At 64.1% G+C, this 19,328-nt stretch carries 18 protein-coding genes and 3 tRNA genes; 15 read left to right on the forward strand and 6 right to left on the reverse strand.

All coding sequences use genetic code 11. The annotated features are described in order from the left end of the window. The first annotated feature begins 3 nt into the window (after window positions 1–3). From ltnD to denD, 5 genes are read left to right on the forward strand one after another with little or no spacing between them, the layout of a single operon-like run. Complete coding sequence (gene ltnD, locus JAB1_RS24325; RefSeq protein ID WP_070282102.1) at window positions 4–903, forward strand: L-threonate dehydrogenase; 900 nt, start codon at window positions 4–6, stop codon at window positions 901–903. 20 nt (window positions 904–923) lie between these two features. Further along, complete coding sequence (gene otnK / locus JAB1_RS24330) at window positions 924–2,225, forward strand: 3-oxo-tetronate kinase (RefSeq protein WP_083299943.1); 1,302 nt, start codon at window positions 924–926, stop codon at window positions 2,223–2,225. Further along, window positions 2,222–2,866: a 3-oxo-tetronate 4-phosphate decarboxylase gene (gene otnC, locus JAB1_RS24335; protein WP_070282104.1), complete on the forward strand. Its 645-nt coding sequence runs from the start codon at window positions 2,222–2,224 to the stop codon at window positions 2,864–2,866. The genes otnK and otnC overlap by 4 nt, the downstream gene beginning before the upstream one ends. 20 nt (window positions 2,867–2,886) lie before the next feature. Continuing rightward, complete coding sequence (otnI, locus tag JAB1_RS24340; protein ID WP_070282105.1) at window positions 2,887–3,678, forward strand: 2-oxo-tetronate isomerase; 792 nt, start codon at window positions 2,887–2,889, stop codon at window positions 3,676–3,678. Window positions 3,679–3,680: 2 nt separating this feature from the next. Further along, window positions 3,681–4,658, forward strand: a complete 978-nt coding sequence (gene denD, locus JAB1_RS24345; protein ID WP_070282106.1) for a D-erythronate dehydrogenase — start codon at window positions 3,681–3,683, stop codon at window positions 4,656–4,658. Here denD and JAB1_RS24350 read toward each other — a convergent pair. Continuing rightward, complete coding sequence (locus tag JAB1_RS24350; RefSeq protein WP_244965276.1) at window positions 4,655–5,497, reverse strand: helix-turn-helix domain-containing protein; 843 nt, start codon at window positions 5,495–5,497, stop codon at window positions 4,655–4,657. The two genes, denD and JAB1_RS24350, sit on opposite strands and share 4 nt — an antisense overlap. 56 nt (window positions 5,498–5,553) lie before the next feature. Here JAB1_RS24350 and JAB1_RS24355 point away from each other — a divergent pair, with 56 nt between their 5' ends. Next, complete coding sequence (locus JAB1_RS24355; RefSeq protein WP_244965275.1) at window positions 5,554–6,051, forward strand: DUF3224 domain-containing protein; 498 nt, start codon at window positions 5,554–5,556, stop codon at window positions 6,049–6,051. A 24-nt stretch (window positions 6,052–6,075) separates the two neighbouring features. Here JAB1_RS24355 and uvrB read toward each other — a convergent pair whose 3' ends face one another. Beyond that, window positions 6,076–8,163, reverse strand: coding sequence for an excinuclease ABC subunit UvrB (uvrB, locus tag JAB1_RS24360; protein WP_034788988.1), 2,088 nt, complete (start codon window positions 8,161–8,163; stop codon window positions 6,076–6,078). Window positions 8,164–8,275: 112 nt separating this feature from the next. On the opposite strand from uvrB, the gene JAB1_RS24365 reads away from it, so the two are divergent. From JAB1_RS24365 to JAB1_RS24385, 5 genes are all read left to right on the forward strand, one after another. Then, a complete protein-coding gene (locus JAB1_RS24365) occupies window positions 8,276–9,490 on the forward strand; it encodes an amino acid aminotransferase (RefSeq protein ID WP_170846314.1) in 1,215 nt (404 codons plus the stop codon). Between the two features lie 131 nt (window positions 9,491–9,621). Further along, window positions 9,622–9,697 (forward strand) — tRNA-Asn (locus tag JAB1_RS24370). Window positions 9,698–9,833: 136 nt separating this feature from the next. Beyond that, window positions 9,834–9,909 (forward strand) — tRNA-Asn (locus JAB1_RS24375). A 123-nt stretch (window positions 9,910–10,032) separates the two neighbouring features. Further along, window positions 10,033–10,359, forward strand: a complete 327-nt coding sequence (locus JAB1_RS24380) for a Dabb family protein (protein ID WP_083299945.1) — start codon at window positions 10,033–10,035, stop codon at window positions 10,357–10,359. A 93-nt stretch (window positions 10,360–10,452) separates the two neighbouring features. Beyond that, a tRNA-Asn gene (locus JAB1_RS24385) sits at window positions 10,453–10,528 on the forward strand. A 248-nt stretch (window positions 10,529–10,776) separates the two neighbouring features. Here JAB1_RS24385 and JAB1_RS24390 read toward each other — a convergent pair. The 4 genes from JAB1_RS24390 to JAB1_RS24405 all read right to left on the reverse strand — a co-directional run bounded on the left by JAB1_RS24390 (window position 10,777) and on the right by JAB1_RS24405 (window position 14,166). Beyond that, window positions 10,777–11,745 (reverse strand): alpha/beta hydrolase, encoded by a 969-nt coding sequence (locus JAB1_RS24390; protein ID WP_070282107.1) that lies wholly within the window; start codon window positions 11,743–11,745, stop codon window positions 10,777–10,779. 131 nt (window positions 11,746–11,876) lie between these two features. Then, a complete protein-coding gene (locus JAB1_RS24395; RefSeq protein ID WP_070282108.1) occupies window positions 11,877–12,920 on the reverse strand; it encodes a hypothetical protein in 1,044 nt (347 codons plus the stop codon). Then, complete coding sequence (locus JAB1_RS24400; RefSeq protein ID WP_070282109.1) at window positions 12,917–13,663, reverse strand: aspartyl/asparaginyl beta-hydroxylase domain-containing protein; 747 nt, start codon at window positions 13,661–13,663, stop codon at window positions 12,917–12,919. Before JAB1_RS24400 ends, JAB1_RS24395 begins: the two co-directional genes overlap by 4 nt. Next, window positions 13,648–14,166, reverse strand: a complete 519-nt coding sequence (locus JAB1_RS24405) for a GNAT family N-acetyltransferase (protein ID WP_070282110.1) — start codon at window positions 14,164–14,166, stop codon at window positions 13,648–13,650. Before JAB1_RS24405 ends, JAB1_RS24400 begins: the two co-directional genes overlap by 16 nt. 148 nt (window positions 14,167–14,314) lie before the next feature. Between JAB1_RS24405 and JAB1_RS24410 the strand changes: the two genes are divergently transcribed. From JAB1_RS24410 to JAB1_RS24425, 4 genes are all read left to right on the forward strand, one after another. Then, window positions 14,315–15,343, forward strand: a complete 1,029-nt coding sequence (locus JAB1_RS24410; protein ID WP_070282111.1) for a hypothetical protein — start codon at window positions 14,315–14,317, stop codon at window positions 15,341–15,343. Window positions 15,344–15,462: 119 nt separating this feature from the next. Next, a complete protein-coding gene (locus JAB1_RS24415; protein WP_070282112.1) occupies window positions 15,463–16,122 on the forward strand; it encodes a sugar dehydrogenase complex small subunit in 660 nt (219 codons plus the stop codon). Further along, window positions 16,119–17,777, forward strand: coding sequence for a GMC family oxidoreductase (locus tag JAB1_RS24420; protein ID WP_070282113.1), 1,659 nt, complete (start codon window positions 16,119–16,121; stop codon window positions 17,775–17,777). Before JAB1_RS24415 ends, JAB1_RS24420 begins: the two co-directional genes overlap by 4 nt. Continuing rightward, window positions 17,774–19,234: a c-type cytochrome gene (locus JAB1_RS24425; protein ID WP_070282114.1), complete on the forward strand. Its 1,461-nt coding sequence runs from the start codon at window positions 17,774–17,776 to the stop codon at window positions 19,232–19,234. Before JAB1_RS24420 ends, JAB1_RS24425 begins: the two co-directional genes overlap by 4 nt. The last annotated feature ends 94 nt before the right edge of the window (window positions 19,235–19,328 follow it).

A 19,328-nucleotide genomic window follows, 5' to 3' on the forward strand; every position in this document is an offset into this window, starting at 1 on the left:
AAGATGAACGTAGCAATCAAAAAAGTGGGCGTGATCGGCCTGGGCGCCATGGGCATGGGCATCGCGCAATCGTTGCTGCGCGCGGGCTTCGACGTGCATGCCTGCGACGTGCGTCCGGAAACCGTGCAGACGCTGGCCGGCCAGGGTGCTCATGCGGCGCAGTCTCCCGCCGCGCTGGCGGCGCAGGTGCAAGCCTTGCTGATCGTTGTGGTCAATGCGCAGCAGACGGAGGCCGTGCTGTTTGGCGAACACGGCGCGGCGGCCAGCCTGGCGCCGGGCAGCGTGGTGATCGCTTGCGCCACCGTGGCGCCCGAGTTTGCCGAGGCGCTCGGAGCGCGCCTGGCGGCCATGGGGCTGCGCTTCATCGACGCGCCTATTTCCGGCGGCGCGGCCAAGGCGGCTGCCGGCGAGATGTCGGTGATGGCGGCCGGCGCGCCCGATGCGTTCGACGCTTGCGCCGGGATTTTCGACGCCATCTGTGCAAAGCTGTACCGTCTGGGCGAACAGCCGGGGCAGGGTTCGAAAGTCAAGATGATCAACCAGTTGCTGGCCGGGGTGCACATCGCCGCCGCGGCCGAAGCGATGGCGCTGGGCCTGCGTGCCGGCTGCGACCCGGACGCCCTGTACGAAGTCATTTCGAACAGCGCCGGCAGTTCCTGGATGTTCCAGAACCGGGTGCCGCATATTTTGAAAGGCGACTACGCGCCGCTGTCGGCCGTGAATATCTTCGTCAAGGATTTGGGCATCGTGCTCGATTACGCGAAAAAAAGCGTGTTCCCGCTGCCCCTGTCGGCCACGGCGCACCAGATGTTCATGCAGGCGTCGGCGGCAGGCTTTGGCGGCGAGGACGACTCGGCCGTCATCAAGACTTTCCCGGGCATCGATCTGCCGGCGAAAGCGTAACTGAATAAAAAGGAACAATCATGACCGTACTACTGGGATGTATCGCCGACGATTTCACGGGTGGCACCGACCTGGCCGGCATGCTGGTCAAGGCCGGCATGCGCACGGTGCAGCTGATCGGCGTGCCGCAAGGTCCGCCGCCAGCCGATGTCGACGCCGTCGTCATCGCCCTCAAGTCGCGCACGAATGCGCCCGAGGAGGCGGTGGCTGAATCGCTGGCTGCGCTGGCCTGGCTGCAGCAGGCCGGATGCAGGCAGTTTTACTTCAAGTACTGCTCCACGTTCGACTCCACGCCGCGCGGCAATATCGGCCCCGTGGCCGAGGCGCTGATGCGGGCGCTCGACACGGATTTTACGATTGCCTGCCCGGCGTTCCCCGCCAACGGCCGCACCATCTACAAGGGCAACCTGTTCGTCGGCGACGTGCCGCTGGCCGAATCTGGCATGCGCGACCATCCATTGACGCCGATGACGGATTCGAACCTGGTACGCGTGCTGCAGCAGCAGGTGCAAGCCAAGGTAGGCCTGGCCGATTTCTCCGTGGTGGAGAAGGGCGCCGCCGCCATCGCCCAGCGTTTTACGGACTTGCGTGGCCAGGGCTGCCATTTCGCCGTCGTCGATGCCGTCTCGAACCGCGACCTGGAAGCCATCGGCGCCGCCTGCGCCGACCTGAAACTGATCACGGGCGGCTCCGGCATCGCCCTGGGACTGCCACAGAATTTCCGCCAGCGGGGCCAGTTGGCGCCATCGCCTGCGGGCCAGGCGGGGCGTTTGCCCCCACCGACGGGCTTGCGTGCCGTGATCTCGGGCAGCTGCTCCGTGGCCACGCAGCAGCAGGTGGCGCACTTGCGCGAACTGGCGCCATCGTTCCACGTCGACCCTTTGCAGCTGGCTGCCGGTGGCGAGGTGGTCGACGCCGTCGTGGAGCAAGCCCTGGCCTGGGCCGGCGCGCACCTGGCGCAAGGCCCGGTGCTGATCTACGCCACGGCCACGCCGGACGCCGTGCGCGCCGTGCAGGCGCAACTGGGCGTGGAGCGGGCCGGCGCCCTGGTCGAGGAAACCCTGGCCGCCATCGCGCAGGGGCTGGTGCGCCTCGGCGTGGGCCAGCTGATCGTCGCTGGCGGCGAAACGTCGGGCGCGGTAGTAAAAGCGCTGGGCGTGGCGGGTTTGCGCATCGGGCCCGAGATCGATCCTGGCGTGCCGTGGACGCAAGCCTTGCCGGCGCTGGGCGAAGATGGCGCGGCGCCGTTGGCGCTGGCCCTCAAGTCCGGCAATTTCGGCACGGTGGATTTCTTCAGCAAGGCCTGGCAGGTGCTGGCATGAGCAGCACGGAATCGCGCCAGCGCGAGCTGATCGTCGACTTTGGCAAGTCGCTGTTCGAGCGGGGCTTGACGGCCGGCAGCAGCGGCAACCTGAGCGTGCGCCTGTCCGACGGCTGGCTGCTCACGCCAACGAATGCCAGCCTGGGGCGGCTCGATCCGGCGCAATTGTCAAAGCTGGACTGGGACGGCAACTTGATCAGCGGCGCGCCGCCGTCAAAAGAGGCATTCCTGCACCGCGCCATGTATGCGGAGCGGGGTGGTGCCGGCGCCATCGTGCATTTGCACTCGACGCATTCGGCGGCCGTGTCGTGCATGTGCGGCTTGAACCATGACGACTGCATTCCACCCCTGACGCCATATTTCGTGATGAAGGTGGGGCGCTTGCCCCTGGTGCCATATCACCGGCCGGGCGACCCGGCGCTGGCGGGCGCGATTGGCGCCATGGCGCGCAAGCATTCGGCCGTGCTGCTGGCCAATCACGGTCCCGTCGTCTCTGGCACGAGCCTGGAAGCGGCCGTGTATGCGGCCGAGGAACTGGAAGAGACGGCCAAGCTGTTCCTGCTTCTGCGCGACGTGCCCACGCGCCCGCTCGACGCGGCGCAGATCGCCGACCTGAAGCACACGTTCAAACTCGAACTATAAGATTCCCAAGGAGATACCGCATGCCCCGCTTTGCCGCCAACCTGACCATGATGTTCAATGAAGTGCCCTTCCCGCAGCGCTTTGCCGCCGCCGCGCAAGCGGGTTTCCAGGGCGTCGAATTTCTGTTCCCTTACGATTACGCGCCGCAGGAAGTCGCGGGATGGCTGCGCGAGCACGGCTTGCAGAACGTGCTGTTCAACCTGCCGCCGGGCGACTGGGCGGCCGGTGAGCGGGGCATCGCTTCGCTGCCGGGCCGCGAAGCGGAATTCCGCACAGGCGTGGCGCGCGCCATCGAATACGCGCTGGCGCTGGGCACCCCGCGCGTGCACATGATGGCGGGCTTGCTGCCCGTGGGCGCCGACCTTGCCCTGCACCGCGCCACCTACCTGGCCAATCTGCAGTACGCGGCCAGGGCCGTGGGCGAGCATGGCATCGAGCTCTTGATCGAACCGATCAACGGACGCGACATGCCCGGCTACTTCCTCGTCACGCAGGCGCAGGGCCATGCGCTGCGCCTGGAGTCGGGCGCGTCCAACGTCAAGGTACAGATGGATTTTTATCACACGCAGATCGTCGAGGGCGATATCGCCATGACGTTCAGGAACAACTTCGACGGCATCGGCCATGTGCAGATCGCCAGCGTCCCGGCCCGCAATGAACCGGACGATGGCGAAGTCAATTACCCGTATTTATTCACGCTGCTGGATGACCTGGGCTACGAGGGCTGGATCGGCTGCGAATACCGTCCGCGCGGGCGCACCGAAGATGGCCTGGGCTGGCTCGCCGCTTACAACAACAAACAAGGAGCATGAAGATGAAAGTACTCATTACCGGCGGCGCCGGTTTCCTGGGACAGCGCCTGGCGCGCCAGTTGCTGGCGCAAGGCCAGCTGACGGACAGCCAGGGCCAGTTGCAAACGATCAGCGAGCTGTTATTGGTCGACGTGGTGGCTGCGCATGACTTCAACGATGCGCGCGTAACAGTCGTCACGGGCGACATCGCCGACGGTGCCCTGATGCGCGCCACCATCGATGCGCAGACAAGCTCGATCTTCCACCTGGCCGCCATCGTCAGCGGCCAGGCGGAAGCCGATTTCGAGCTGGGCATGCGCATCAACCTCGATGCGTCGCGTTTGCTGCTCGATATCTGCCGCGAACTGGGACACAAGCCGAAAGTGGTGTTTACCAGTTCCGTGGCCGTGTATGGCGGCAAGCTGCCGGACGTGGTGCAGGATACGACGGCGTTGAACCCGCAGTCGTCATACGGCGCGCAAAAGGCCATCGGCGAGCTGCTGCTCAACGATTACAGCCGCCGCGGCTTTGTCGATGGCCGCGTGCTGCGCTTGCCGACCATCAGCGTGCGCCCGGGCAAACCGAACAAGGCGGCGTCGTCGTTCGCCAGCGGCATCATCCGCGAACCCCTGAATGGCGAGGCGGCCGTTTGCCCCGTGTCCACCGATTTGCGATTGTGGCTGCTGTCGCCGCGCGGCGCCATCGCTTCCCTGATCGCCGGCCATGAATTGGCGGGCGAGGCGTTTGGCGCCAGCCGCACGGTGAACTTGCCGGGCTTGAGCGTGAGCGTGGGCGAAATGATCGCCGCACTCGAAGCCGTGGCCGGCAGCGAAGTGGCGGCCCGCATCAGCTACGCGCCCGATCCTGCCGTCGAGCGCATCGTCAAGAGCTGGCCCGGTGCCTGGGATACGGCACGGGCCGAAGCGCTGGGTTTGACGGCCGATGCGGATTTCGCCGCCATCATCCGTGCGTATGTCGACGACATGAAAGCGGCCGGCTAGGCGACTGTCGCCAGCTGCGAGCGGCGATAGTCGAGCGGCGTACTGCCCACCAGTTCAGCAAAACTGCGGCTGAAATGGGCCTGGTCAAAAAAGCCCAGTTCATGCGCCAGGCTGGCCAGGTCGGGCGCATCGGGCTGCGCCAGGCGCCAGATCGCTTCCTGCAGGCGGTAGCGCTGGATCACCCATTTCGGCGGCACGCCCACGTAGTTGGCGAACAGGCGCTGCAGCCGGCGTTCGCCGATGGCCATCTTTTCGCACAACTGCGCCACGCTCGCCGGGCCGTTGCGGGCCGCCGCCGCGGCAGTCAGCCTGGCGGCCAGCAGGGCGGCGTCATCGACTTGCGGCAGCCTTGCCTGCAGCAGCGCCTGTGCCTGCGCCACCATGGCCGTATCGCCGGCTTGCCGCAGTACCCGCGCCTCGGCTTGCGCAGCCGGCATGTCCAGCAGGGCATCGGCGGCGATGGTCGTATCGGTGAACGACGATAAGGGCTGAGTGATGAACGGGCGCAGGCCGCCCGGCGCAAAACGCACGCCCAGCACCTTGCCTGCACCAATCAAGGGCCTGTCAAAGGCGCCGCGCACCACGCCATGGATGGCGGTGCGCCCAAGCTCGAACACCAGGTGGGCGTTCGGGTAGGGCAGCACGCGCTGCGTCTGCGGCGCGCAGCCCTGCCTGTCCCATTCCACGACCCAGAAATACTCGACGAACGGCGCCAGCGCGCCAGCCGGCGGATAGGTCGCCAGCCGTATGCGGCGCGCCGCTGCCTGCGGGTCGACGATGCCTTTCGGCGCCTGGCCGCGCGCGGCGAGCACATTGCGCGTGCTGTCGGTTTTATCCAATATTTGTCTCCTGCGCTGCCTTAAGCTGCTTCTCTCGCATCGATTGAAGGGGAATCATGAAATCACACAGCTTGCCGGGCCTGGTGCTGGCCGCATGTTGTCTATCGGTGGCGCCAGCCGGCGCCGCCTCGTTTGCGGAAGGGGATCATCGCATGCATGTGCACGCCACAGGAAGTTTTAGCATCACCATGACGCCATCTGCGGCGCCGCAGCGCTCCGGGCGCACGACCTTGGGCAAGGTACTGCTCGACAAAGTCTATGCCGGCGACCTGGTCGCCACTGCCACGGGCGAGATGCTCAATGCCGTCACCGACACCAGGGGCGCGGCCGCTTATGTCGCCATGGAAGCCATCACGGGCGTACTGCAGGGCAGGGAAGGCAGCTTCGTGGCGCAGCATGCGGGTACGATGGCCGATGGCAAGCAGCAGCTGTCCATCGTGATCGTGCCGCATTCCGGCACGGGGCAGCTGACGGGCATCAGCGGCACGCTGGCCATCCGCATCGTCAATGGCCAGCATTTCTACGACATCGACTATTCGCTGCCGCAGCCGTAGGCCAGCCAAGGCACGGATAGCCGTTTATTTGCCCAGGATCGACGCCACATTGTCGGTGCCGGGCGCGCCGAACAGCTGCTGCTTGAGGACGTGCAGCTGGTCGCGCACCTGCGCCGCCTTTTCGAACTCCAGGTTCTTGGCGTGGTCGACCATCAGTTTTTCCAGGCGCTTGATTTCCTTGCTGACCTGTTTCTCGCTCATGGCTTCGAACTTGGCCGCTTCCTGCGCCACTTGCAGGGTTTCGCGCGCTTCCTGCGGGCTGTAGACGCCGTCGATCATTTCGCGGATCGATTTCTTGACACCGATCGGGATGATGTTGTTGGCCGTATTGAAGGCGATCTGCTTGGCGCGGCGGCGTTCCGTCTCGTCGATGGCGCGGCGCATGGAGTCCGTGATGCGGTCGCCGTACAGGATCGCCGTGCCGTTCAGGTTACGCGCGGCGCGGCCGATGGTCTGGATCAGGCTGCGCTCGGAGCGCAAGAAGCCTTCCTTGTCCGCGTCGAGGATGGCGACCAGCGACACTTCCGGCAAGTCGAGACCCTCGCGCAGCAGATTGATCCCCACCAACACGTCGAAGGTGCCCAGGCGCAGGTCGCGCAGGATTTCCACGCGCTCCACCGTCTCGATATCGCTGTGCAGGTAGCGCACCTTGATGCCATGGTCGCCCAGGTATTCCGTCAATTGTTCCGACATGCGCTTGGTCAGGGTCGTCACCAGCACGCGCTCGTCCTTCTTGATGCGCTCGACGATTTCCGACATCAGGTCGTCCACCTGGCTGCTGGCGGGGCGCACGATGATCTGCGGGTCGACCAGACCGGTCGGGCGCACGACCTGCTCGACCACCTGGTCGGAATGGCTCTTTTCGTATTCGGCCGGCGTGGCCGAGACGAACACGGTCTGGCGCATCTTCTGTTCGAATTCCTCGAATTTCAATGGCCGGTTGTCGAGTGCCGACGGCAGGCGGAAGCCGTAGTCGACCAGATTCGTCTTGCGCGAACGGTCGCCGTTGTACATGGCGCTCAGCTGGCCCGTCAGCACGTGCGACTCGTCGAGGAACATCAGGGCGTCGGGCGGCAGGTAGTCGACCAGGGTCGGCGGCGGCTCGCCCGGCAGCGCGCCGGACAGGTGGCGCGAGTAGTTCTCGATACCCTTGGTGAAACCGATTTCCGCCATCATTTCCAGGTCGAAGCGCGTGCGCTGCTCCAGCCGCTGCTCTTCGATCAGTTTATTCTCCTTGCGGAAGAACTCGAGGCGCTCGCGCAGCTCGTCCTTGATGGTCTCGACGGCGCGCAGCACGGTGGAGCGGGGCGTCACGTAGTGCGAGCCCGGGTACACGGTGAAGCGGGGGATTTTCTGACGCACTCTGCCCGTCAGCGGGTCGAACAGCTGGATCGATTCGATCTCGTCGTCGAACATTTCCAGGCGCACGGCCAGCTCCGCATGCTCGGCGGGGAAGATGTCGATAGTATCGCCGCGCACGCGGAAGGTGCCGCGGCCGAAGTCGACCTCATTGCGCGTGTACTGCATCTGGATCAGGCGCGCGATGACGTCGCGCTGCGCGACCCTGTCCTTGACGCGCAGGGTCAAAATCATCTGGTGGTACTCGTTCGGATTGCCGATACCGTAGATGGCCGAGACGGTGGCGACGATGATGACGTCGCGCCGCTCCATCAGCGACTTGGTGCATGACAGGCGCATCTGCTCGATATGTTCGTTGATCGACGAGTCCTTTTCGATGAACAGGTCGCGCTGCGGCACATAGGCTTCCGGCTGGTAGTAGTCGTAGTAGCTGACGAAGTACTCGACCGCGTTTTGCGGGAAAAAGTCGCGGAATTCGCTGTACAGCTGCGCCGCCAGGGTCTTGTTCGGCGCGAAGACGATGGCTGGCCGGCCCATGCGCGCGATGACGTTGGCCATGGTGTAGGTCTTGCCCGAACCGGTCACGCCCAGCAGGGTCTGGAAGGCCAGTCCGTCGGCAATCCCCTCTGATAACTGGTCGATTGCCGTGGGCTGGTCACCGGCCGGAGGGAAGGGCTGGTGCAGCTTGAAGGGGGAGTCCGGGAAAGAGATAATTGCGCTTTCCGCCTCGCTGGCGGTAGATAATTCGGGCATGTGAATCAGACCTTTGTTAGAATAGTGCTCTGCTGGCGGCCCTGGCGTTGTATTTTGGGGCGCTGTCTACAACTCCGCTGTGAACCTGCTTCCAATCGAATCCAATCTTATCATGACGAACCCAACTGTTTCTGCCAGTCTGTTTAGCGCCATCGAGATGGCCCCACGCGACCCGATCCTGGGCATCACCGAAGCATTTAACGCGGACCAGAATCCCGCCAAAATCAATCTGGGCGTTGGCGTCTATTATGACGACAACGGCAAGGTGCCTCTGTTAGCTTGCGTACGCAAGGCAGAAGCCATCCTGATCGAACAGGCGGCGCCACGCACCTATCTGCCGATCGAAGGCCTCGCTGCCTACGACAAGGCGGTGCAAGAACTCGTATTTGGCGCCGATAGCGCCGTAATTCAAGAGCGCCGCGCCGTGACCGTGCAAGCCATCGGCGGCACGGGCGCATTGAAGATCGGTGCCGACTTCCTGCAGCGCTTCGCGCCGGGTGCCCAGGTCTACATCAGCGACCCGAGCTGGGAAAACCACCGCGCGCTGTTTGAAAACGCCGGTTTCGTCGTGAATAACTACACCTACTACGATGCCGCCACCCATGGCGTGAACTTCGACGGCATGCTGGCCAGCCTGAACGCCATGCCAGCCGGCTCCATCGTCGTGCTGCACGCCTGCTGCCACAACCCGACCGGCGCCGACCTGAGCGTGGCCCAGTGGGATCAGATCATCAGCGTGGTGACCTCGCGCGGCCTGGTGCCATTCCTGGACATGGCGTATCAAGGCTTCGCCAACGGCATCGCCGAAGATGGCGCCGTGGTGCGCCGCTTCGCCGACGCGGGCGGCCCGCTGCTGGTATCGAACTCGTTCTCGAAATCGTTCTCGCTGTATGGCGAACGCGTGGGCGCCCTGAGCGTCGTCGCCGCCAGCGCCGACGAAGCGGCCCGCCTGCTGTCGCAGCTGAAGCGCGTCGTGCGCACCAATTACTCGAACCCGCCAGTACACGGCGGCAAGGTGGTCGCCACCGTCCTGGCCACGCCGGAACTGCGCCAGCTGTGGGAAGAGGAACTGGCCGGCATGCGCGTGCGCATCCGCGAAATGCGCAATGCCTTCGTGGAAAAGCTGAAAGCCAAGGCGCCAGCCCATGACTTCGAATTCGTGCGCCAGCAAATCGGCATGTTCTCGTACTCCGGTCTCACCAAGGAGCAGGTGGCATCGCTGCGCGAGCAGTCGATCTACGCCGTCGACACGGGCCGTATTTGCGTGGCAGCATTGAATTCGCGCAATATCGACATCGTTATTGACGCGATCGCCAAAGTGCTTTAAGATCTTGCTTCTTCGGCGCTGCATGCAAGTGCGGCGCTGATGGCGGTAGAAAGTCGGCGATGGCCGTGTTTGTGTAGATGCAGTATCAGTCTTGCAAATATGGAACAAGCGACATATAATATTGCCTCTTTTCCCTGATAGCTCAGTTGGTAGAGCGACGGACTGTTAATCCGCAGGTCCCTGGTTCGAGTCCAGGTCGGGGAGCCAGAATTCGGAAGGCCACGTTGAAAAACGTGGCCTTTTTTGTTATTGCGCCGCCTGGCATGGGTGCCAGGGCAAGATAAGATTTTCCCTGTGGAAATCTGGACAGCGCCAAGTTTGGCCTATATAATACGGCCTCTTTTCCCTGATAGCTCAGTTGGTAGAGCGACGGACTGTTAATCCGCAGGTCCCTGGTTCGAGTCCAGGTCGGGGAGCCAGAATTCGGAAGGCCATGTTGAAAAACATGGCCTTTTTTGTTTTCTGCCGCAGCCCGCAGGGACGGCCGGTGCGTTATCGCGTTTTGCGCTATCCTGAATGCATCACTTCAGGAGCGCCTTCCCATGACTTGTACCTCTGCCTTGCGCCATATCGTCCTGTGCGACTTCCTCGATGGCATCACGTCTGCCAAGCACGCCGAGCTCGTCTACGAGTTTTCCCAGCTGAAACACCGCATTCCCGGCGTGCGGCAATTTGAATGGGGGCCGAACGTCAGCCCGGAAGGCCTCGACGATGGCTTTACCGATTGCTTTACCCTGACCTTCGATGACGCCGGCGCGCGCGACGTGTATCTGAGCCATGCGGCCCACCTGGCCTTTGTCGAGCAGCTCAAGCCATGGCTGGGTCGCGTGCTGGTCTTTGACTACTATCCGCAAGAGCATCCCGGCTGACCGCTGCCAGGCAGGGTAGCGCCGGGAAAATACACATTTTTCTGGGGGAAATCTGGACATCGTAAAATTTACCCTATAGAATGCGGCCTCTTTTCCCTGATAGCTCAGTTGGTAGAGCGACGGACTGTTAATCCGCAGGTCCCTGGTTCGAGTCCAGGTCGGGGAGCCAGAACACGCAGTAGCAAAAAGCCCAGCCTTCACCGGTTGGGCTTTTTGCGTTGCAGGACCCGCGTGCGACGCCCGTGTCGCTCGGCGGTGGTCGAAGTTGCCGCCAGCCATGCCATTTACACTTCGCAAGCCCGCGCGGTGGCGTCGCTGATCGGCAAGGCCGCGGCGAGCATTGCCGGCGACTAGGCCGGCAGTGCGCCGGCCAGTCTGTCGGCCCTCGGAAAGGGCCCCATGTCATGGGGCGCCGTATCAGAACTTGGCAGTCGCATCGAATGTCTTGATGATGGCTTCTTGAAATTGCACCGGTTCATCCTGGTGTATCTGATGCCCGGAATGCTCGAAGAAAAACAAGCCCTTCCTTGGCGCCGTCAAGGTCTCGAAATACGCTTGCGTGATCCTGGTCGAGGTCTGGATATCGTTTTTGCCGACGAAGAAATACACGGGGCAGTCAACGCTCTTCAAGGTCTTGGGCAAATCAATGTTCATGACCTCGTTCCAGACGGGCGACCAGGTTTTTGACCATTGCAGAAAACCCGTCTTGAAACCTTCGCTCGTCGCAAATGCCTTGCCATCCTTGTAAAAAAGCCATTTCCTTAAATAAAACATGCTTTCGTCACTTGCAAATGGAAAATTGATACTGTTCAGCTCCTGGCTGGCGACGGCATTGTCCTTGAAATGCACTTTCAAGGCTTGCAGCAATTCCTTCTCGCTTTCCAGCTGGCTCACGACAGGATTCGACGCGAAATAGGCATGCAGCAGTTCCGGGTGACGCTTGACGATATCAAAGCCCAAGACGTTGCCCCAGGAACTGCCCAGCAAGTATATTTTGTCCTGCTTTAACTCTTTGCGCAGAAACTGGATGACTTGATACGTGTCCTGCTCCATCTGCCCGACGGATGGCTGCGAGGGGGAGGGATTCAGTTTCAAGGTTTTTCCGGCATCCCGCTGGTCCCATTGCACAATCGTAAATCTGCTTTTCAGGAGATTCGTGAAGGCATCCGCCCCCTTGATCATGGAGCTTCCCGGGCCGCCGGATAAAAACAGCAGCACGGGCTTGTTCGCGTCGTCCGTCCTGATTTCCACCACTTGCTTGATGCCGCCAATATCGGGTGTCAGGGTGGTGGTGACTTCCGCGGAAGCCGGTTTCGCTTCCGCCGTGGTTTGCGCCTGGCATGCGTAGAAGGGAATCAGGGTGGTCAAGAGCACTGCCAATGTCATTTTTTTTATCATGGTGTGAGGGTCAGTTTCAGGTTGCTTGTGAGGGCGGCGCATTGCACGGGGGGATTGCGCCGTAGTTGAACAGCTATCTATCGCATGGTCTTCAGCGGGTACGTCGACATGCCTCCTTGTCAGAGTTGGGTTTCATGGAAGTCATTGGCTTGCCCGGCATGCAGCCGCAACGCTTCCAGCGCCAGATAGCCCGGTTGCAATTGCGCGGCGATGGCGGCCAGGCCGTCTGCTGCTGGCACTGGCGGATCGCCGTGGTAGACGGTGCCGTATTTCGCATGCACGCCGCCGCGCGCGCGCATCGCTTGCAACTGCGTCGCTGTAGTGGCGATGCCGAAGCGGGCCAATAAATCGCTGAAGAGGATGCCTGGCAATTGCTTGTAGTCAATTAACTGCAACTGGCCGGCGGCCGCATGGGACAGGGCGGCGTTGAGCAGGCTGGCCAGCACCAGGCCCGTATAACCGTCGATATCGCCCGGCGCCAGCTGGTGCGCGGGCAGCGGCAGCTGTGCCGGGTGCAGCATGCCGGGCACCATTTGCGGCCCGCGCTGGCGCTGGTGCGAGGCGAGCACGGCCAGCGGTTCGCGGTAGACGAACAGGCAGGGCGTGCCGGGAAATGCTTGCCGCAGCAAGTCCAGGCTGTGGATGTGCCAGCAGTCGAACTTGATGATGAAGTGTGATTCTTCGCCGGAGCGGCGCTGGCCCAGTGCCAGGATGGCCTGGCGCAGCAGGGTGATGCTGGCCGCCGGGTCGCCGCTGTCGTAATGCAGGCGCAGCAGCGAGTCGATAACGGGCGGCTCGGACATGACTATGCATTGCGGCAACGACGCCAACAGCTGGCTCAGCAGGGTTGAGCCGCAGCGCGAGACGTGGAAGATGAAGGCGTCGGGCGCCAGGCAATCGCCGAGTGTCGCCAGCGCGGCCAGCGGCGTGCGGCAGACGCGGCGCTCCTCGTGCGGCTGGCGCGTCAGCGTATTGACAAAGAAGGCGTCGCTGAAAGCCGTTTCTCCCAGCTCGCGCCAGCACATGGCAGCGTCCGCCAGCGCATCGCCGCGCTCCACGTACAGCGGATACCAGCCGCGCAGATCCATGCCCTCGTGCCATGCCACCGTCTCGCCCCTGGCCAGCAGGCGTTCTTGCTGGGCCAGGCCCGGCGCGGCGCTCACGGCGCGCTCCCGTCTGCCAAGGCGGCCAGGGCGGCCAATTCCCTGGCCAGTGCCAGGCTGACAGGCGAGGGCGACAATCGCAGCTGGGCGATGACGGCCCGCACATTGCCATCGTGGATGCCGGGGTCGCCATACCTGTGGGGCGCTTTCGGCACGAAGCCGGCCGAGGCGAACAGCGCTTCGAGCCAGGGATTGCTGATGCAGTCGAGCACGAGGTGGATGCGCGGCGTCGTGCCCCGGTTGTGCACCGCGTGCAGGCAGCTGGCGTCCATGTACCAGGCGTGGCCAGCCGTGAAGTGGACAGTTTCACCATCGATGGTAAACAGCACCTGCGGCGAAGTGTGGATGGGGATGTGGATGCGGATCAAGCCATCGGCCAGCGACGTGCCGGCGTCGCGGTGCGCGCGGATGATGGCGCCCGGCGCCAGCGCCATCAGGCGCGCGGCGCGGATCTCGCATGCGAAGCTGGCGAGCACTTCGCGCAGGCAGGGGCAGCGCGCCAGTTGCGGCGTGTCTGCGTAGGCGGCGCCGTCGACGGGCATGATGTTGTCGGCTGCGCCGCCGGGCGAGCGCAGCGGCACGCAGCTCCAGCCCTGGTCGTAGGCGCCCGTATTGAAATGGCTGATCCACTCGTCCGCGGCGAACTGGTCGCTGTCGTCCTGCATGCGCGCCACGTCGAAGTGCAGCGGCAGCTGCAGCCAGCTGCTGGGGATATGCTGCGCCGGCACTATGGCGCACTCCATTCCAATTGCTCCTGCACCTCGTTTTCCCCGCGCAGGCGAAAGCCCAGCCGCTGGTACAGGGCGCGCGCGGCGGCGTTGCTTTTGTTGACCGCAAGGTGGATCTGCCATTGTTCCGCGCCCGCTTGCGCCTGCAGGCCGCGCAGCACGGCGCTGCCGGCGCCCTGGCCTTGCGCGGCGGGCAGGATGGCGATGTCGACCAGGTGCAGCACCTGATCCTGGCGGTCCAGGATCAGGCGGCCGATGGGGGTAACGCCGTGCTGCAGCACCAGGTACACGGCGTGCGGATAGGCCTGGCGGTAGCCGTGGCTTTGCATGCGCTGCTGCATGGCGATCAGCTGTTCGATGACGGCGGGCTCGGCCGGCATCTGGCGCAAGTCGCCGCGTGTGGAACTGTACAGCGCGGCGGCAAAGCCATCGTCGCCGTCGCGCTGGACGCGCAACTGGTAGGGGGCGGGCAGGCTGGCGAGGACGAGGGTGAGGTCGGAAAGCGGCAAGGCGTGCATCGATGCTCCGGTAGGTGTTTGCGGCTGGAGATAAATTAACAGGCGTACAGTTATTTGCTATGCTGCCAATTTTTCCGCGTACTTGCAATCATTTCAAGGAAGCCGCCATGCATTCTGTCTTTATCCCGCCTTCCCAGTGGAGTCTCGCATGAATCCGGCACGCGCGGAACTGGCCGCCATCGCGGCTGCGCTGTGCGATCCGCAGCGCTCGCTGGCAAGCCTGGTCGGCGAAACGGTGCAGCTGCGCCAGCTCGTCGAACGCCATTCGCGCCTGCCCATGGACCGGCAGGACGGTTTGCGCGATGGCGAAAGCTTTCTTCCCAGCGGCTGGGCCATCTCGCCCATGCAGGCGGGCCTGTGTGCGCGCGAGCCGTACCGCAGCGCTGCCTTCATCCAGGGCCTGGCCCTGGCCGTGCGCGAGCGCCTGGAGGTGAGCGGTGGCCGGCCCGTGCGCGTGCTGTATGCGGGCTGCGGCCCGTTCGCCTTGCTTGCCCTGCCTGTGATGGCCGTGCTGGATGCGGATTTGGTGCAGTTTGTCATCCTTGATGTGCATGCCGAGACCCTGGCCTATGCGCGCGAACTGATTGCAAGCCTGGGCCTGGATCGCCATGTCACGGCATACATTTGCGCCGACGCGGCCGCCTACCGCATTGCTGGCGGCGCCATGCCGGACGTGATCGTCAGCGAAACCATGAATACGGCGCTGGGCAAGGAGCCGCAGGTGGCCATCCTGCGCAATCTGCACGCGCAAGCGCCTGCTGCGGCGCTGCTGCCGGCATCCGTCACCGTGCACCTGGGTCTGGACCGGCGCGCGCCGGATGCGCCGTGCACCGACTGGGGCCGCGTGTTTGCCCTCGATGGTGACGCCTTGCGCGCCTGGCAGGGCAGGCAGGACGAGCAGGGCGACAGCTTGCCGGCCGCCAGCATCCGCCTGCCTGACGTGCTGGAGCAGGCGCCGCGCCTGCTGACGCGCATCCGCGTGCATGGCGACATCATCCTGGGCGACCATGACTGCAGCCTGAACCTGCCCCTGGCCCTGCCGGGCAAGCCGGCCCTGGCTGGCGGCAGCGTGCTCGACTTCCATTACCGCCTGGGCGGCCAGCCGGGACTGGCGTTCAGCGTGCGCGACACGCCTGAATCCATCCAGGAATTGCACCAGCCAGTATCTCAGTCGTAATACTTCATTGGCAGACAATTTACTTCTGTAGGATAATATGGAACCGGTTCCATCTATGCGCAAATGCAATGTAGCGCAATCATCGAAGTCAATAAAACAACAAGTCTTGCGGGAGTCTCATGAACCATCCAGGCAGCGAACCATCTGCAACATCCGTTTCATCCCTTCCCCGCATCAGCCGCCGCCACGCCCTGATCGGCCTGGCCGCCTTGCTGGCGCAGGCAGGTTTCTGGAGCAATCCCCTGTCCGCCGCCATGCAGGCGCCGGCCAGCGCTCCGGCACCCGGCCTGGCGCCCGTCACGATGCTGTTCTACACCTTGTCGCAAACGATCACGGGCCACCGCGATTTGTCCGCCGACACGGCGGCGCGCATCGAGCAAGCCATGCGCACGAACGTGCCCGGCTTTGCCGAGCGCTTGCCGCAACTGGGCGCGCTGCTCGTCACGGGCCAGGAAGCGAAAGCCCTGCTGGCGGCCGCTACCGCCGCGGACGCCGGCTTGCGCGAGCTGGCGCTGGCCATCGTTGCCGCCTGGTACACGGGCACTATCGCCGGCAACGCGGCGCAGGGCACGAAGTCCATCGTCGTCGCGTATGCGGAAGCGTTGATGTACCGCACGGTGGCCGATGGCCAGGTCGTGCCGACCTATTGCAATTACGGCCCCCTGTGGTGGCTGAAGGCGCCGCCGGCCGTGCGCGTCTCCGCGCCCGTGGCGCCAAAACCCGTACCGGCCCCGGCCACCACCGGCACTCCCGAACCGAAAGGCAAGCAAGCAAAATGAAATCACCCCAATTCAAGAGTAATGGCGACGTCGTCGCCGATGTCGTCATCGTCGGTACTGGCGTCGTCGGCGCCATGATGGCCGACCAGCTGGCCGCGCAGGGCCATTCCGTGATCATGCTGGAAGCGGGCCTGCGCATCGAGCGTGGCCAAGCCGTGGAAAACTGGCGCAACATGCCGTTCGAGAACCGCGTCGGCTCCGACTTCCAGGGCCTGTATCCGCAGGCGGACAACGCGCCCGCGCCGCTGTATTTCCCGAAGAATAACTACGTGGAATTGTCCGGCCCCAGCGGCAGCAGTTTCCAGCAGGGCTATCTGCGCACGGTGGGCGGCACCACCTGGCACTGGGCCGCGTCGTGCTGGCGCCATTTGCCGTCCGACATGCGCATGAAAAGCGATTATGGAGTGGGGCGCGACTGGGCCATTTCCTACGATGAGCTGGAACCGTACTATTGCCGCGCCGAACAGGAAATGGGCGTGGCCGGCCCCAACGATCCCGCCTTGCAATCGCCCAGCGAACGCAGCGCGCCGTACCCGATGGACATGGTGCCCTGGGGCTATGGCGACAAGCGCTTCGCCGAAGTGGTCAACCCGCACGGCTACCGCTCCGTGCCGATCCCGCAAGGCCGTTCGACGCGCCCATGGCAGGGCCGCCCGACGTGCTGCGGCAATAACAATTGCCAGCCGATCTGCCCCATCGGCGCCATGTACAACGGCATCCATCACGTGGAGCGGGCCGAGCTGAAGGGCGCGGGCGTGCTGGCCGAGGCCGTCGTCTACCGCATCGACACGGACCAGAACAACCGCGTGACGGCCGTGCACTGGTATGACGCGAAGAAACAGTCGCATATGGCGACGGGCAAGGCTTTCGTGATTGCCTGCAACGGCATTGAAACACCGCGTTTGCTGCTGCTGGCGGCCAACCAGAACAATCCGAACGGCATCGCCAACAGTTCCGATCAAGTCGGCCGCAACATGATGGACCACTCGGGTTTCCACTGTACTTTCCTCGCCAATGAACCGATCTGGACGGGCCGTGGTCCTGCGCAGAGCAGCTGCCTGGTGGGCCCGCGCGACGGTGCCTTCCGCGCGCAGTATTCGGCCAACAAGATGATCCTGAACAATATCACCCGCGTCGGACCCGCTACGCAGCAGTCGTTGAAGCTGGGCCTGGTGGGCAAGGACCTCGACGATGAAATCCGCCGCCGCGCCGCGTTTGGCGTGGACTTGTCGATCAGCCTGGAACCGCTGCCCGAAGCGCATAACCGCTTGACCTTGAGCAAGACGCGCAAGGACCCGCTGGGCCTGGCCTGTCCCGACATTTATTATGACGTGGGCGATTACGTGCGCGCTGGCGCGAAGGCCGCGCATGCGCAGCTCGAGCACATCGGCAAGCTGTTCGGCGCCGTGGAATTCCATATCACCGAGAGCCTGAACGCGAATAACCACATCATGGGCGGCGTCATCATGGGTTCCAATCGCGCCGATTCCGTGGTCGACGGCAATTGCCGTGCCCACGATCACGCCAACCTGTGGCTGCCGGGCGGCGGCGCCATGCCGTCGGCCAGCGTGGTCAACACCACCCTCAGCATGGCCGCGCTCGGCTTGCGCGCGGCCGACGACATCGCCCGCACCCTGGCAAGGGAGGCAGCATGATGCGCCGTTTATTACTGAGCCTGGCGCTGGTGGCCGGCTTGCCGCTGGCCGCCCACGCTGTGCCACCGGCACCGCCTGTCACCCTGACGCCGGACCGCCCGGCCGCGCCTGCGGCTGCCAGTCCCGATGCGCGCCTGGAACGGGGCCGCTACCTGGCCATCGCGGCCGATTGCATGGCTTGCCATACGGCAGCGGGCGGCAAGCCGTATGCGGGTGGCTATGCCATCGATTCGCCGCTGGGCACGATTTACGCGACGAACATCACGCCGTCGAAACAAGGCGGCATCGGCCACTACACGGAAGCCGACTTTGCGCGCGCGCTGCGCGAAGGCGTGCGCGCCGACGGCAGCCATCTCTATCCGGCCATGCCCTACACCAGCTATGCGCAGCTGACGGATGCGGACGTGGGCGACCTGTATTATTACTTCATGCAGGCCGTCAAGCCCGTCGACGAGCCGGCGCGCCAGACGGCCCTGCCATTCCCGTTCAATGTGCGCCTGTCGATGCTGGGCTGGAATACCTTGTTCCTTGACAATAAACGCTTCGTGCCGGACGCGGCGAAGAGCGCGCAGATCAACCGCGGCGCCTACCTGGCCGAAGGCCTGGCGCACTGCAGCGCCTGCCACACGCCGCGCAACGCGCTGATGGCGGAAATCGGCAGCCAGACCCTGGCCGGCGCGTCGCTTGGTTCCTGGCATGCGCCGAACATCACGTCCGACAAGGTCAGCGGCATCGGCGCGTGGACGGATGCGGAACTCACGGCCTACCTGAAGACGGGCCACGTGGAAGGCAAGGGGCAGGCGGCGGGCGGCATGGCCGAAGCCATCCAGAACAGCCTGCAATTTTTGCGCGACGACGACGTGGCGGCCATCGTGGCCTGGCTGCGCACGGTGCCGCCCGTGCGCGCGCCGGGGCAAACGAAAGCTGCCTTCAGCCATGGCAGCGCCGCCAGCGAAGAGCCGCTGCTGCGCGGCATGGCCGGGTCCACCGAGCACCATTCGCTCAACAGTGGCGCCGTGCTGTTTTCCGGCTACTGCGCCAGCTGCCATTCGGCCAGCGGCGCCGGCAGCACGGGGCAGGCGTATCCCGCCCTGTTCCACAACACGGCGACGGGCGGCAACACGCCGGCCAATCTGGTCTCGGCCATGTTGTTCGGCGTCGAGCGCAAGATCGAAGGGGAAGAACACGAAGCGTTCATGCCCCGTTTCGACCAGCGTTCCTACGTGCAGCCATTGACGGACGAGCAGATCGCCGCTATCGCCAATTACGTATTGAAACAGTACGGCAACCCGGATGTATCCGTCACGCCCGCGTATGTGGCGCAGGCGCGCAGCGGCGGCGAGAAGCCCGTGCTGGCGCGTGCACAGCCCTTCATGCTACCGGGCGGCATCGTGGGAATCTTGCTGCTGATCGCGCTGTTCGTGTGGCTGCGCAGGCGCCGCCAGCGCAAGGAATAAGTACGCCTATCAAAACCTGCTGCGCGTCGTAATTTGCGGTCTGCGATGCTCACTGCCTCGGCGGCCCCGTACTTCGTACAGTTGCGCTTCTCAA

The sequence above is a fragment of the Janthinobacterium sp. MP5059B genome (assembly GCF_001758645.1).
Taxonomy (GTDB): Bacteria; Pseudomonadota; Gammaproteobacteria; order Burkholderiales; family Burkholderiaceae_D; genus Janthinobacterium; species Janthinobacterium lividum.

Bases quoted from the DNA above. Each gene is read 5' to 3' on its own strand.
- JAB1_RS24425 (WP_070282114.1), top strand. From the start codon at position 17,774: ATGATGCGCCGTTTATTACTGAGCCTGGCGCTGGTGGCCGGCTTGCCG.
- JAB1_RS24405 (WP_070282110.1), bottom strand. From the start codon at position 14,166: ATGCACGCCTTGCCGCTTTCCGACCTCACCCTCGTCCTCGCCAGCCTG.
- JAB1_RS24390 (WP_070282107.1), bottom strand. From the start codon at position 11,745: ATGACATTGGCAGTGCTCTTGACCACCCTGATTCCCTTCTACGCATGC.
- JAB1_RS24410 (WP_070282111.1), top strand. From the start codon at position 14,315: ATGAATCCGGCACGCGCGGAACTGGCCGCCATCGCGGCTGCGCTGTGC.
- JAB1_RS24400 (WP_070282109.1), bottom strand. From the start codon at position 13,663: ATGGAGTGCGCCATAGTGCCGGCGCAGCATATCCCCAGCAGCTGGCTG.
- otnC (WP_070282104.1), top strand. From the start codon at position 2,222: ATGAGCAGCACGGAATCGCGCCAGCGCGAGCTGATCGTCGACTTTGGC.
- otnK (WP_083299943.1), top strand. From the start codon at position 924: ATGACCGTACTACTGGGATGTATCGCCGACGATTTCACGGGTGGCACC.
- otnI (WP_070282105.1), top strand. From the start codon at position 2,887: ATGCCCCGCTTTGCCGCCAACCTGACCATGATGTTCAATGAAGTGCCC.
- JAB1_RS24420 (WP_070282113.1), top strand. From the start codon at position 16,119: ATGAAATCACCCCAATTCAAGAGTAATGGCGACGTCGTCGCCGATGTC.
- denD (WP_070282106.1), top strand. From the start codon at position 3,681: ATGAAAGTACTCATTACCGGCGGCGCCGGTTTCCTGGGACAGCGCCTG.
- uvrB (WP_034788988.1), bottom strand. From the start codon at position 8,163: ATGCCCGAATTATCTACCGCCAGCGAGGCGGAAAGCGCAATTATCTCT.
- JAB1_RS24380 (WP_083299945.1), top strand. From the start codon at position 10,033: ATGACTTGTACCTCTGCCTTGCGCCATATCGTCCTGTGCGACTTCCTC.
- JAB1_RS24365 (WP_170846314.1), top strand. From the start codon at position 8,276: ATGACGAACCCAACTGTTTCTGCCAGTCTGTTTAGCGCCATCGAGATG.
- JAB1_RS24355 (WP_244965275.1), top strand. From the start codon at position 5,554: ATGAAATCACACAGCTTGCCGGGCCTGGTGCTGGCCGCATGTTGTCTA.
- JAB1_RS24415 (WP_070282112.1), top strand. From the start codon at position 15,463: ATGAACCATCCAGGCAGCGAACCATCTGCAACATCCGTTTCATCCCTT.
- ltnD (WP_070282102.1), top strand. From the start codon at position 4: ATGAACGTAGCAATCAAAAAAGTGGGCGTGATCGGCCTGGGCGCCATG.